This window comes from Ruegeria sp. CDSB086, from assembly GCF_059611065.1.
Genome location: NZ_JBXWOV010000005.1, coordinates 284568 through 297265, shown reverse-complemented (window position 1 = coordinate 297265; position 12698 = coordinate 284568). Strand labels below are relative to the sequence as shown.

Sequence of the window (12698 nt, the reverse complement as noted above, 5' to 3'; positions counted from 1 at the left end):
TATTTTTCCTAGTTTGAGGTAGTGGTTCTTCTGATATCCAGTGCCGGGATCATGCGGCCTTCATGCTGAAAGCTAAGATAATCGACACCAAACGTTTCACGGACCCTTTCGGGTGTCAGCACTTCGTGCACTGGGCCGAAACCGGTCAGGCGTGTGGATTTCATCAACGCGACATGGGTCGCGAATTCCGGGATCATGACCAGATCATGGACGATCATGACCACCGTAATGCCCAGCTCGGCGACCAGCGACAGCATGCGTCCCTTGGCGTCCGGATCCAGATGGTTCGTCGGCTCATCCAAAAACAGCAACGACGGGTTCTGCGCCAGCGCCCTTGCGATATGAGCGCGCTGGCGTTCCCCGCCGGATAACACGGCCATCCGCTTGTCAGCGAGGGCAACCAGTCCGGTCAGATTCAGGATGCGGTCCAATTCCAGGGCGTGCTCAGCCGCAGATCGGTCGGCGCGGATTGGGATTTGCCCAAGGGCCACGTAGTCGCGCAGAAACAAACGCCCGTCCGGCGATTCCTGCTGACTGACCACGGCGATCATTCGGGCGCGGTCCATCGCCGAAAGCTGCCGAAGGCTGCGCCCCTTTACCAAAACGTCCCCCAGCACAATCTCTTCACCGCCGCACAAAAGATTCAGCAGCGTTGTCTTACCCGCACCGTTTGGGCCGGCAATTGCCAGAGTGGCCCCTTCATTCAGTTCGAAATTGATGTTTTGCAGCAGTACGTCGCCGTTCAGGGCGTAAAACTCCAGCCCGCGCGCCTCAAGGAAAGCTCCGCAGGTCATGCGCTTGTCTCCACTTTTAGCCGCGGCAGGCGCGCCAGAGTCTTTTCAAGAAGGGCAGGCGGGCGCTGCGTTGCGTTGGTCCACCCATCCGCGATGCGATGGTATTGATGTGCAAATTCGGCCAAAGCATCCACGTCCTCAGCCGATTGGATGTCACCGAAAAGGTACTGCGCTTTGTCTAATGCCTGAAACCCGACGGTTGTGGGACGACCGCAACCGGCCATACAGGAAACGCTTTGGATGTCAAAACTGGATGGAAGCTTGTTTGCAAGCGCAGCGCGCAATGAATCCGCCCGGTCAGAACCCTCGCAGGTCTCGCAAATCAGAAGGAAATGATCAGGACTGATCGACATGGCCCACTCCGCCTGTTGCCAAGCGCGGACAGAAGGTACCAATCATGCCATCACGTCTTAGACGTGTCATAAAGCCTCCTTCCAGGACGCCCCGCCCCGGGTTGGTTGAACATCGGATGGTAGGTCTCCTGACTTGCGGGTCGTGGCTTGGCCATCCTTCCCGACCCATTTGGGGTCAGTGGGTATTTGGCGTCGCTCACCGCTTACAGTTGCGGGGGCAGTCACGGACTTGGCGCTTGTTGGCTACCTCACCGTATTCCCTTTTCATCCCTTGGCGAACCACAGGGAACCATCGCGGTGATGCTTGCCCGAGTTCCGATTTTGGGTCAAGCGATAATACTCAGCGCCCCACGCACAGAGGTCATTTGTCATTTGCCAACGATCTGACTACGCTGCGTCGCAGAAATGTAGGGGCAAAGGTGGATATGTTCTGGTTCCGGGGGGCCGCACATCCAATGTTTGAAACGACGAACACGCATTCAAAAACAAAGCCGGACGAGATGAAAATTCAAGAAAACAGAACCTATTCTCAATTGAAAGTAGGCGACAAGGCGCAGGTCACCCGATTGTGCACCGTGGACGACTTGTACGCGTTTGCCTCGGCTTCGGGTGACCACAACCCGCTGAATCTGGCGGCCTATGACGGAGATGGAGATGGACACCCCGAGGCTGTCGCGCCCGCCTTGTGGCCCGCGGGTCTGGTGGCTGCAGTCATTGGAAACATCTTACCGGGGGCCGGTACGCAAACACGTCGGGCGGACCTGAGTTTTCATGCTCCGGTTATGGCGGGCGAAGAACTGACCGCCTTTGTGGCTGTTACCGAAAAGCGTGAAGACGGCGACCTGACCTGTTCCGCCGAGGTGCGCCGGGTCGGGGATAACGCATTGATCCTGAGCGGTACCGTACAGGTCACGCCACCGTCGCGGCATTTGACCTTCGACTCGGTCGAGGTGCCGGGACTGATCGTTCAGCGTCACCGGCATTTCGACGCTTTGTTGGAAAGGGTACGTCCTTTGGACCCGATGCCCACAGCGATCGTCGCCCCGGAAGAGCCGAATTCGCTAGGCGGGGCATTACTCGCGTTGGAAAACGGCATCATTACTCCGATTTTGGTTGGCGATCCGGACAAAATCACCGCCGCTGCCGCCCAGCTTGGGGCCGATTTGTCCGGAGCTGAAATCATTGAAGCGCGAGACCACGAAGTGGCTGCCCAACGCGCGGTCGGGCTTGTCGTTGAAGGTAAGGCCCGGATGCTGATGAAGGGTCATTTGCACACGGATGTCTTGTTACGCGCCGTTCTGCGCAGGGAAAAAGGTCTGAGAACCGGGCGGCGGCTGTCGCATGTGTTCGTGATGGACGTGCCAGGCATGTCCCGGCCCATCATGGTTACAGATGCGGCGGTGAATATCGCACCGGATCTCGAAACCAAGGCCGACATTGTTCAGAATGCCATCCATCTTGCGCATTCTATTGGCATCGAGATGCCCAAGGTTGGTGTCTTATCAGCGGTTGAAACCATCAATCCGCATTTACCGTCGTCTGTCGATGCCGCGCTGTTGTCGAAAATGGCCGAGCGTGGACAGATCACCGGCGGGCTGGTCGATGGTCCTTTGGCCATGGACAACGCGGTTGATCTGAACGCGGCGCGGACAAAAGGCATCACCTCACCAGTCGCGGGGGTCGCAGACATTCTGGTTGTTCCGAATATCGAAGCCGGCAACATGGTAGCCAAACAGCTGACATATATCTCTCATGCCGAGGCTGCCGGCGTTGTGATAGGTGCTGCGGCACCGATTATCCTGACATCTCGGGCAGATGATGATGCTTCGCGGCTGGCGTCTTGTGCTGTCGCGGCGCTGCATGCAATTGCGAATGAAAGCAAAATCCATGGCTGAACATGTTTTGGCGCTGAATGCCGGGTCGTCCTCGTTGAAATTCGCGCTTTACGAACTGGTCGAGGACCGACGTCCCAGTATGCGCTGGCGCGGTCAGATCGAGCGGTTGGGGGATGCACCACGCTTGTTGGCCCAATCAGCAGGGGGGCGGTCTGTCGACCGTCAGTTGTCTGGAGCCAAAACACATGACGAGGCCATCAGCGCGTTTCTTGAACTTACCCGCGAATACCTGCCGGACATTTACGTCCGGGCCGTGGGCCACCGCGTCGTTCACGGCGGACCAGTCTATTCGGAACCTGTCGTGGTGGACGAGCACGTCTTTGATACGCTAAGTGGTTTCATTCCCTTCGCGCCCTTGCACCAACCCTACAGCCTTGCGGGTATCAAGGCGGCCGCCGCAGCCTTTCCTGGTACCACCCAGATTGCGTGCTTCGATACCGCGTTTCACAGGACACACCCTTGGGTGAATGATACCTTCGCATTGCCTCAAAGATTCTACGAAAAGGGCGTTCGCAGATACGGGTTTCACGGGCTCAGCTATGACTACGTCTCGCAAAAGCTGAAAGAAATTGCGCCGGGTTTGTACGACGGCCGCGTCGTCATTGCGCATCTGGGAAATGGCGCGTCGATGTGTGCGGTGTCGGGTGGTCGGGCCGTGGCCTCGACCATGGGGTTTTCGGCGCTCGACGGTCTGCCCATGGGCACCCGCAGCGGGCAATTGGACCCGGGGGTCGTGCTTTACATGATGCAGCAAGAAGGGATGGAGGCAGACGAAATCGCCGAGCTTCTCTATCGAAAGTCCGGCTTGCTTGGCCTGTCCGGCATGTCCTCGGACATGCGCACCCTGTTGGCTGCAGATACTCCGGATGCGCGCAAAGCGATTGAGTATTATGTCTTCCGCATCCGCCGTGAACTGGGCGCCTTGTCTGCCGCGCTGGAAGGCATTGACGCTTTGGTCTTTACCGGAGGCATCGGTGAAAATGCCGCCCGTATCCGTCAGATGGTTTGCGAAGGGATGCGCTGGATCGGGATTGATATGGACCCGAACCGAAATGCAGACAACGCTACGGTTCTGTCCACTGATTTCAGCCGGGTACGTATTCTGGCTATTCCCACGAACGAAGAGATGGTGATCGCGCGTGCAGCGGCCAGAATGGCAGAATAACTCCTAATCCGGTTTGTTTTTTCCACGTCGCGCGTATCTGAGCAGAACGCCTAGAACCGTGCTGATAATATCGGGTGACAACATCCCGATCGGATCGCGCTTTAGGCCGACGATTGTGTTGCGCGCCTCGGCGAAGTTGTCCCGGACTTCGTCCTCGATGTCGTGCAGCGCCATATCCCGCAATTCGACGGCAGCCGAAGTGTCACTTTCGGCGGTCATGGAATTTGCGACCAGTGCGAGGATCACGGCCAGAACAAGGTTCACCCCGGCCACTATGATCGCGGCAAGAGACTTTGACATGGTCTCGGACAGCCAAAAGAACCCGGCGACGTTCAGCATGATTACTGCAAGCCCAACGGCTAACCCGGCAGCAGCGTAAAAGCCTGTGCGTTTTGCCGCGACGGACAGTTGCCTTTGAGCAATAAGTCGCTCGGCTCGCAGGATGATCGAAATGTTGCGTGAAATGCGGTTCATGTTCGGGCTCCTACCGGGAACGGCCTAGAAGATAGCCAAGTGTGAAAATCCCAAGGGCGAATAGGATCGGCCTTTTATGGGGAAATTCTTCAAGCTCTGTCATGACTTCTTCCAATTGCGTTGACCACTCATCCAGGCTTTCGACAATTCCGTCCGTCATCGATTTGTGTGGATCAGCTTGTTTGCCGCTGTTCGAATCTGAGATGCCTTCTCGTGCGCTGGATTGTTCGGCCAGCTGGCGCCGCAACTCTGCGACTTCGGCTTCTAGCTGTGCTTTGGTTACCATCACTTGGGTCCTTCGATGGTCGCGCAAAAATCAGGCTCGCGACTTTTTCCTTTGTCGAGGGCCATGTTAATTCGATTTTTTGAATTCGGGAAAGGGTGTTATCCCGATGCAGCGATCAGCACCTGGCCCGGATGTGACCAAAGCGGCGCACGTGCTATCCGTTTATCAATAGTCCGATACCAGCAGGAAATCGGGCTTTGTGTTTTCTTCAATCGTTGCAAAGCGCGGAATGGGATCCTCGAATACATTATCGGTCCGGTCATCGTTGACAGTTGACACCTCGCCAATCAGGCAGTCGCCCTGTTCCGCCCAGAATGCGTGCCAGATACCCGGCATCAGGGTTACGCTCTGACCGGGTTTCAGCCGCAGCAACTCACCAGGTTGGATGGTGACAGGGCAGTTGTCGCTGGGGACAACCACCGGGTTTTCCCGGTCTATACCGCCTTCAGGGTCTGAGGCATAAATCTCCATGACCAGATCGCCGCCGCCCCGGTTGATGATGTCTTCGGCCTTGATGATATGGCGATGCATCGGGGAGAGTTGTTTGTCCCGAGAAACCAAAAGCTTCTCTGCGTAAAGCATGCCGCGACCTTTGTTCAGATCCTGCACATCGCCATTGCGCAGGGTAAATAGGAACAGGCCAAGCTCATCAAACCGGCCTTGACCATAATCGGTAATATCCCACCCGAGGCCGCGGTCACGTATGCCTTGTGCCTGTGAGCTGCGCATTTGTTCCGGCGACCAGTTGGCAAAGGGGGGCAGGACGGCCCCGAACGAGCGAATGAAGGCCTCGGCTTCGGTTTTGATGTTGTTGATATCTGATCTTTTCATCTCGGTCCCTCAGGGGGTCAAAGTTCATGCGCCCAGGGCGGGTTTGCGCCAGCGCGGGAAACGGTGATGGCGGCGACGTCTGCACCTTTGGCTAACGCCGCGCGCAAGTTGTCCTGGCCTAACGTCCGCAGATTGGACTTGGTCAATCGACCTGTTCGGTCCAATTCAGCAAGGACACCGGCGTTGAACGTGTCACCGGCACCCACCGTATCGACCACCTCGACCGCTTTGACAGGCACCGAAGTTTCGGACCCGTCCACCAGATATCCCGACGCCCCATCACTGCCGCGTGTTACGATAACTACGGAAGGTCCTGCTTGCAGGAGTAGTGGGACTTTCTCGGCCAGTGTTTCAGGCCCTGGAACTATCCAGTCCAGATCTTCGTCCGAGACTTTCACGATATCAGATTGAGCGATCATACGGTTCAATCGTGTACGATACCGTGATTGATCCTTGATAAATCCGGGTCGGATGTTTGGGTCCAACATGACTGCCCGGTCTGATCCGTGGCGCTCCAGCAGGGCCGCGTAGGCGTCCGCACAGGGTTCACAAGCAAGACTGATCCCACCAAAATACAAGGCGGATACAGCAGGCAGCTGTTTTGGCATGTCCTCAGGCATCAACATGCGCCCAGCCGAGTTTTCGTCGACAAAGCTGTAGGTGGCATGGCCGTCCACTAGCTGCACAAAGGCCAGTGTCGTGGGGCGATCCGATCGGATCAAATGGCTTGCTTCCACATGGCTGGCTTGCAGCGCGTCTGCCAGTTGCTGTCCGAACATATCTGTCGATAAGCCTGTCAACAGACCTGCCGGCGCGCCCAGCCGACCCAAAGCAATGGCTGTGTTGAAGACGGCACCACCGGAATGGGGTACGAAACCGCGCGACCCAGAAACGGTTGGCTCGGCGATCATGTCGATCAGGGCTTCACCGCAGCACAAAATCATGCCGTGGTCCTTTCTGTAATCAGGTCAGGCGGCCAGTTTACCGCGCGAGCGCACTTTTACAGAAATTGTTAGCGCCAACAATGCCAAATTCATCTTGCTCGGACACATACAGGTTCATTGAACGCCGCAAGTCACTGAAACGCCCACCGGCGTTAAAGGCATCCCGGAACGCATCCTTGAACAGCCACCGGTTTTTCTCGGCGACGCCACCCACAAGGAAAACACCTCCTGTCGGCATGTAGGCGACAGCCAGATCGCCCATAATAGCCCCAAGGTGGGTTTTGAACATATGCGCAGTATTGACCGCAATCGGGTCGGATTCCGCCAGCGCGTCCTGCAGTATATCCTTGGCGCTGCGCCTTGGAGCATCGGACTGTCCAGCGGCCATGCTGGCGGCTTGGTACAGAATGGGAAGGCCGGTTCCGCTAAGGAACATTTCCGCTTCGAGCACTAGGCTGTCATCAAAGAAGCATTCGGGCGCAATATGGCGCGCCGCTTTGAAGACTTCGACCTCATCCTCGTGGCGTGGGGACAGTCCGACATGGCCTCCTTCGCCCGACGCGGTATGGTATCGCCCCTGGGAATACAGCAATGCGCCTACGCCTAGGCCAGTGCCGGGGCCCACAACCAGCCGGGTTCCGACCGGCGGTGTCTCAGCCCCTTGCAGGACCTCGACATGATCACCGGTGATTTCGGCGACCGACCAGGCGGCCGCGGTGAAGTCATTGATAACAAATGTGTGTTGCGCGCCTGTTGCCTTGCCGATGTCGCTTTCGGACAAATCAAGATGTGCATTTGTCAGGCGGATTGTCCCGTCTTTGACCGGACCTGCTCCGGCCGCGACGACGGCGCGTGGGTCGGTGCCAATCTCGTCACGCAGGCTGTGGAACGCATCTAGAAGCTCTGGCAACGACCCGGTTGGGTATTTGCGAAGGTCCGTCAGTTGTCCGTTCGAGATGACACCCAGTCGTGTGTTTGTGCCACCGATGTCCGCGACAAGATTCCAGTGCTCGTGCATTGTTCCGGCAGGCTGAGCCATCGGCAGAGAAACAGGCCCACCGGACAAGGCCGATTTCAGCGCGTTGTACGAGGCTTTTGGCGTCCGTTCGAGCGTATCGAAATCTACATCAACCAACCCGAACCGCTTTTCATAGCCAAAGGACCACTCGTAGTTATCCAACAGGGACCAGATGAAATAGCCCCTGACTGGAACGCCGTCGTCCAGCGCGTTTTGAACGGCACCAAGGTGTTTGTTGAGGTAGTCAATGCGGTCGTCATCTTGCTTGCGTTCCGGGCTTGCCATGCCGTTTTCGGTGACATAAATCGGCAAGTCGCCGGTATAATCGCGCACCGTACGGGTCAGAAAGCGCGTCAGGGCATCGGGTTCAATCTCCCACCCCATCTGTGTTTTGGGAAGCGGGCCGGGTACTTCTTCCAGGCTTGGCCATGCGGTATCGGCAGGCGCGATCAGTTTGCGGGTATAGTAGTTCAGACCGCACCAATCGACGGGTGCACCAATGGTGTCAAAGTCGTCTTGCCAGCCGGATGGAAGATGAGGTTCCAACCCGTCTAGAACGTTTTGCGGATAGGCTTTTTTGAACACACCACCTAGGAAAAACCGGTTGTAGATCCCGTCATAAAGCTCAGCCGCCTTGCGCGCGGCGGGGCTGTCATCAGCGGGCTCGGCCCATTCCAGATTGAACACAGCGCCCAGGTTTGACATACCCAGACCACGCATCGCCTCAATGGCGCGGCCATGAGCCAGCAGAACATGGTGCATCGCGCGAGCCGTGGCGCGGATGTCGCGCATTCCAGGCGCGTGATGTCCTTCAAAATGGCTCAGCCAACTGACACACCATGGCTCATTGATTGGGGCGACGCTGTACATACGGTCGCCGATGCGGCCCATGATGACCTCGGTGAAATCGGCAAACCAGCTTGCGATATCCCGGTTGCGCCAGCCGCCCAGATCAGCAAGCGGAGAAGGCAATTCCCAATGATAAAGGGTCGCACAGGGCCGAATGCTGCGTTCCAACAAGGCGTCGGCAAGTCGGTCGTAATAATCCAGACCTGCCTGATTTACCGGGCCACGCCCTTCAGGCAAAACGCGCGCCCAGCTTGTCGAGAACCGGTAGCAATCAAAACCCGCGTCCCGCACCAGATCGAAATCCTGTGGAAAACGGTTCAGGTGGTCACAGGCCAGATCTCCATTCTCGTTTCGCACCACGTTTCCGGGTGAAGCGGCAAAGCTATCCCAATGGGTTTTCCCTGCGCCACCCTGTGCGTGGCCTTCTATTTGATAAGCCGAGGTTGCGACACCAAAGAGAAAATCTTTGGGGAAGTCCGAGCGTGTATATTTCATTTTTCAGAACCTGTTTGGGGCGGGGCCGGTTGAGCCGCCAACTACCAGTTCGGCCTCCAGCAATCTAGTTTTCACCGGTTCTTCCGGAGATTTGATGCGTTCGATCAGCATTTCAGCCGCCATTTCTCCGGCCCTACGTACAGACGATCTTGTAGCGGTGAAAATCGGTACGTCCTGACCGTTCTTGAGGTAAGATAAGTCGTCGTCATGGGCGATGACCGAGACATCCTTACCCATCTTCAACCCCGCTTCGTTAAGCGCGCGACGCACTCCGATAGCGGAAATCATGGAGGCTGTCAGGATGGCCGTAGGCGGGTCATCCAGGCGAAGCATATCGCGGGTTTCATGGTGGCCATAAACCTCGGTCATCTCGGCGCTGCGCATCAATTCCGGGTTTGAGGGCAAACCTGCCTCATGCAGGGCTTCAAGATATCCGTCGCGGCGACGTTGAGCGAAATCCATATCCTCAAGCCCGTTGATCAGGGCAATGCGGCGATGCCCAAGGTCGATCAGAAACCGGGTGGCGCGCAGGAACGAACTTTTGTTGTTCACGTCGATCCAGTCATAGGGCACGTCTACCCCGGTTGATCTGCCATGAACGATAAAGGGCACGCCCATTCTGGTCAGGACCTCGATCCGGTGTTCGTTGACTTTGGGGCCTTGCAAAACAATACCATCGACCGCGCCACGCTGGAAAAGACTGCGATAAGCTTCCTCGATCGAGGTGTCATCTGCATTAGTGAACATCATGTCATATCCATGATCCGAATACTTGCGTGCAGCACCGGCGACAAAATCACCAAAAATCGGGTTTACCATTTCATGCTGGGATGAGGAGGGAATCACGTGCCCAATCACCATCGAGCGCCCTGTTGCCAATCCCTTGGCCCGGCTGTTCGGCCGATAGCCGTGCTTGGCAGCGGCGGCTTGGACGCGCAGGCGCGTATCCTCGTTCACCTCGGGGTAACCATTCAGCGCGCGACTGACAGTGGTTTGAGATAAACCAAGGATTTCTGAGAGCTGCTTTAGATTCATCTTCGCCTCAAAGCGCCTTCAAATTTGATCATTTGCAGATTTGCAGGCGCTTCCCGCCCGACTGCCACATCTTTCTGACACAGCCCTGAATATTAATAATATGGGCATCAGTAAACAGATTATTGACAAAAATTGAATGTTAGCGGATAAAGTGCGTCATCCAAAGCGCTTTGAAAATGAGTCTCAAAGGCGCGAGCAAAGTTGGGAGGAAACTTCATGAAACACTCGCTTTATGCAGGCGCGGCCGCGTTCGCCCTGATGGCGGGCGCGGCGTATGCCGACAAGGTCACCGTGTTTGGCCCGTGGCTGGGGCCTGATCAGGAAAATGTCGAAAAGGTTTTGGACGGCTTTGCCGCAGCGACCGGGCATGAGTACAGCTATGTCGGCTCGGACAGCTTTGAGCAGCAGATCAGAATTGATGCCGAAGCCGGATCGGCGCCCAACGTAGCAGTGTTTCCCCAACCCGGTCTGGCATCAGATATGGCCAAGGCGGGATTCCTGACGCCCCTGAGTGAAGGAACTGCGGATTGGATTCGCGACAACTATGCGGCCGGTCAGTCGTGGGTGGATCTGGGAACCTATCAGGGCCCGGACGGGCAGGACCATCTGTATGGGTTTTTCTACAAGGTCGACGTGAAGTCGCTGGTTTGGTTTGTGCCGGAGAACTTCGAAGACGCCGGCTATGAAATCCCGACCACAATGGAAGAACTGAAGGCGCTGACCGATCAGATCGTTGCAGATGGTGAAACGCCATGGTGCATCGGGCTGGGGTCCGGCGGAGCGACCGGTTGGCCAGCGACTGACTGGGTTGAAGACATGATGCTGCGCACGTTGCCGCCCGAAGATTATGACGCCTGGGTCGCCAACGAATTGAAATTTAACGATCCTAAGGTTGTCGCCGCGATTGAAGAATTCGGAGCGTTTGCGCGCAACGATGATTACGTGGCCGGCGGAGCCGGTGCGGTCGCGACAACTGACTTCCGCGACAGCCCGAAGGGTATGTTCAGCTCGCCTCCGCAGTGTTACATGCACCGTCAGGCCTCGTTCATTCCCGCCTTCTTCCCCGAAGGTACGGTTGTGGGCGAGGATGCTGACTTCTTCTACTTCCCGGCCTATGAAGGCAAAGACCTCGGCAGCCCGGTCCTTGGGGCCGGCACAGTTTGGGCCATTACCAATGACAGCCCAGGCGCGCATGCGCTGATGAAATACCTGGAAACGCCCGAGGCGCACGAAGCCTGGATGGCTCTGACCGGGTTCCTGACGCCGCACAAAGGCGTCGATACCTCGGTCTTCTCAGACCCAACGCTGAAGAAGATGAACGACATTCTTCTGGGGGCCACCACCTTCCGGTTTGACGGTTCCGACCTGATGCCGGGCGGCGTGGGTGCAGGCACCTTCTGGACTGGAATGGTCGACTATACGGGCGGAACACCTGCCCAGGACGTCGCCGACGAAATCCAGTCCTCGTGGGACGCGCTGGACTAAAGCGTCTGAGATTGGGCAACCCGCTCTGTCGGGTTGCCCGAACCCATCGTCGCAAGGGAGAGCGGCATGCATCCGGCATTTCAAGGCCTGCTGACCATCGCCATCGGCGTGTCAGGTTGCGTGGGCTATTTCTATCTATCCAATCAGTTTCTGGACAGAGTTCTTTTCCCGCCTCGGGGGCCGAATGCTGGCCGCAATATCAACCGCGCGAACATGATCCGGCCTTGGTTGTTTCTGTTCCCAGCGCTGGCTGCTTTGGGCTTGTATCTGGCCTATCCGGTTGTCGAAACCCTGCGCCTGTCACTGACTGATCGTGTCCCGGGCGGCGGCTACAAATGGGTTGGGCTGGACAACTATATCCAGATGGCCAAAGAGCCCAAGTTTTGGGAAGCGATGCGCAACAACATGTTCTGGCTGATCATTGTGCCTGCAATGTCGACGGCCTTTGGCCTGTTGGTGGCACAGCTGACTGACCGCATTCGTTGGGGCAATCTCGCCAAGTCGCTGATCTTTATGCCAATGGCGATCTCGTTCGTGGGCGCATCGGTTATCTGGAAGCTGGTCTATGACACTCGTCCGGCTGAACAAGATCAGATTGGCATGCTCAATGCGCTCTATATTTTCTTTGGCGGGACCGAGCCGCAGACGTGGCTGACGATACCGTTCTGGAACAGCTTTTTGCTGATGGTTGTCCTCATCTGGATCCAAACCGGTTTTGCCATGGTTATCCTATCGGCCGCCCTGCGCGGAATCCCCGAGGAAACGATTGAGGCCGCAATTCTGGATGGGGCTAATCCGTTTCAGATATTTTTCCGGATCAAAGTGCCGCAGATCAAAACCACTATCCTTGTCGTCTGGACCACGATTACGATCACCGTCCTCAAGGTCTTTGACATCGTTTTTGCAATGACCAATGGCCAGTGGGAAACGCAGGTCTTGGCCAACTACATGTATGACAAGCTGTTCCGCGCCAACGACTGGGGCGTCGGGTCGGCTTCGGCCATGGTGATCATGCTCTTAGTGGCTCCAATCCTTGTCTGGAATGTGCGCAACGCGCGGAAAGAGATGGAGTAG

The 12698-nt window shown here is 56.8% G+C and carries 12 protein-coding genes, 1 pseudogene and 1 riboswitch; of the genes and pseudogenes, 4 read left to right on the top strand and 9 right to left on the bottom strand.

Going from position 1 to position 12698, the window contains the following annotated elements; genetic code table 11:
• Positions 1-8 precede the first annotated feature (8 nt).
• Together AC2FIO_RS12495 and AC2FIO_RS12490 are read right to left on the bottom strand one after the other, a co-directional pair.
• Positions 9-794 carry an ABC transporter ATP-binding protein gene (locus AC2FIO_RS12495; RefSeq protein WP_496697980.1) on the bottom strand — a complete coding sequence of 262 codons (786 nt, stop codon included), beginning with the start codon at positions 792-794 and terminating at the stop codon, positions 9-11.
• Positions 791-1147: a DUF1636 family protein gene (locus AC2FIO_RS12490; RefSeq protein WP_496697979.1), complete on the bottom strand. Its 357-nt coding sequence runs from the start codon at positions 1145-1147 to the stop codon at positions 791-793. Before AC2FIO_RS12490 ends, AC2FIO_RS12495 begins: the two co-directional genes overlap by 4 nt.
• A gap of 101 nt (positions 1148-1248) precedes the next feature.
• Positions 1249-1454, bottom strand: a riboswitch (cobalamin riboswitch).
• A gap of 148 nt (positions 1455-1602) precedes the next feature.
• On the opposite strand from AC2FIO_RS12490, the gene AC2FIO_RS12485 reads away from it, so the two are divergent.
• Both AC2FIO_RS12485 and AC2FIO_RS12480 read left to right on the top strand, forming a co-directional pair.
• On the top strand, positions 1603-3042 hold the full coding sequence (locus AC2FIO_RS12485; protein ID WP_496697977.1) for a bifunctional enoyl-CoA hydratase/phosphate acetyltransferase: 1440 nt from the start codon (positions 1603-1605) through the stop codon (positions 3040-3042).
• A complete protein-coding gene (locus AC2FIO_RS12480) occupies positions 3035-4207 on the top strand; it encodes an acetate/propionate family kinase (protein WP_282119349.1) in 1173 nt (390 codons plus the stop codon). The genes AC2FIO_RS12485 and AC2FIO_RS12480 overlap by 8 nt, the downstream gene beginning before the upstream one ends.
• Before the next feature lie 3 nt (positions 4208-4210).
• Here AC2FIO_RS12480 and AC2FIO_RS12475 read toward each other — a convergent pair whose 3' ends face one another.
• The 7 genes and pseudogenes from AC2FIO_RS12475 to AC2FIO_RS12445 all read right to left on the bottom strand — a co-directional run bounded on the left by AC2FIO_RS12475 (position 4211) and on the right by AC2FIO_RS12445 (position 10139).
• A complete protein-coding gene (locus AC2FIO_RS12475) occupies positions 4211-4681 on the bottom strand; it encodes a phage holin family protein (RefSeq protein ID WP_058272016.1) in 471 nt (156 codons plus the stop codon).
• 10 nt (positions 4682-4691) lie between these two features.
• On the bottom strand, positions 4692-4967 hold the full coding sequence (locus AC2FIO_RS12470; RefSeq protein ID WP_058276655.1) for a hypothetical protein: 276 nt from the start codon (positions 4965-4967) through the stop codon (positions 4692-4694).
• Between the two features lie 165 nt (positions 4968-5132).
• On the bottom strand, positions 5133-5798 hold the full coding sequence (locus tag AC2FIO_RS12465) for a D-lyxose/D-mannose family sugar isomerase (protein ID WP_496697974.1): 666 nt from the start codon (positions 5796-5798) through the stop codon (positions 5133-5135).
• 17 nt (positions 5799-5815) lie between these two features.
• Positions 5816-6742, bottom strand: a complete 927-nt coding sequence (locus AC2FIO_RS12460) for a carbohydrate kinase family protein (protein WP_496697972.1) — start codon at positions 6740-6742, stop codon at positions 5816-5818.
• Between the two features lie 37 nt (positions 6743-6779).
• Positions 6780-7760: a glucokinase gene (locus AC2FIO_RS12455; protein WP_496698104.1), complete on the bottom strand. Its 981-nt coding sequence runs from the start codon at positions 7758-7760 to the stop codon at positions 6780-6782.
• A gap of 42 nt (positions 7761-7802) precedes the next feature.
• Positions 7803-9104, bottom strand: a pseudogene (locus AC2FIO_RS12450) (GH1 family beta-glucosidase); the annotation flags it as partial.
• A 3-nt stretch (positions 9105-9107) separates the two neighbouring features.
• A complete protein-coding gene (locus tag AC2FIO_RS12445) occupies positions 9108-10139 on the bottom strand; it encodes a LacI family DNA-binding transcriptional regulator (protein WP_496697970.1) in 1032 nt (343 codons plus the stop codon).
• Between the two features lie 216 nt (positions 10140-10355).
• On the opposite strand from AC2FIO_RS12445, the gene AC2FIO_RS12440 reads away from it, so the two are divergent.
• Together AC2FIO_RS12440 and AC2FIO_RS12435 are read left to right on the top strand one after the other, a co-directional pair.
• Positions 10356-11624 (top strand): ABC transporter substrate-binding protein, encoded by a 1269-nt coding sequence (locus tag AC2FIO_RS12440; RefSeq protein ID WP_496697968.1) that lies wholly within the window; start codon positions 10356-10358, stop codon positions 11622-11624.
• Positions 11625-11690: 66 nt separating this feature from the next.
• Complete coding sequence (locus AC2FIO_RS12435; RefSeq protein ID WP_170418733.1) at positions 11691-12698, top strand: carbohydrate ABC transporter permease; 1008 nt, start codon at positions 11691-11693, stop codon at positions 12696-12698.

Coding starts and splice junctions, on each gene's coding strand:
- AC2FIO_RS12495 (WP_496697980.1), bottom strand. CDS start 794: ATGACCTGCGGAGCTTTCCTTGAGGCGCGCGGGCTGGAGTTTTACGCC.
- AC2FIO_RS12490 (WP_496697979.1), bottom strand. CDS start 1,147: ATGTCGATCAGTCCTGATCATTTCCTTCTGATTTGCGAGACCTGCGAG.
- AC2FIO_RS12485 (WP_496697977.1), top strand. CDS start 1,603: ATGTTTGAAACGACGAACACGCATTCAAAAACAAAGCCGGACGAGATG.
- AC2FIO_RS12480 (WP_282119349.1), top strand. CDS start 3,035: ATGGCTGAACATGTTTTGGCGCTGAATGCCGGGTCGTCCTCGTTGAAA.
- AC2FIO_RS12475 (WP_058272016.1), bottom strand. CDS start 4,681: ATGAACCGCATTTCACGCAACATTTCGATCATCCTGCGAGCCGAGCGA.
- AC2FIO_RS12470 (WP_058276655.1), bottom strand. CDS start 4,967: ATGGTAACCAAAGCACAGCTAGAAGCCGAAGTCGCAGAGTTGCGGCGC.
- AC2FIO_RS12465 (WP_496697974.1), bottom strand. CDS start 5,798: ATGAAAAGATCAGATATCAACAACATCAAAACCGAAGCCGAGGCCTTC.
- AC2FIO_RS12460 (WP_496697972.1), bottom strand. CDS start 6,742: ATGATTTTGTGCTGCGGTGAAGCCCTGATCGACATGATCGCCGAGCCA.
- AC2FIO_RS12455 (WP_496698104.1), bottom strand. CDS start 7,760: ATGCACGAGCACTGGAATCTTGTCGCGGACATCGGTGGCACAAACACA.
- AC2FIO_RS12445 (WP_496697970.1), bottom strand. CDS start 10,139: ATGAATCTAAAGCAGCTCTCAGAAATCCTTGGTTTATCTCAAACCACT.
- AC2FIO_RS12440 (WP_496697968.1), top strand. CDS start 10,356: ATGAAACACTCGCTTTATGCAGGCGCGGCCGCGTTCGCCCTGATGGCG.
- AC2FIO_RS12435 (WP_170418733.1), top strand. CDS start 11,691: ATGCATCCGGCATTTCAAGGCCTGCTGACCATCGCCATCGGCGTGTCA.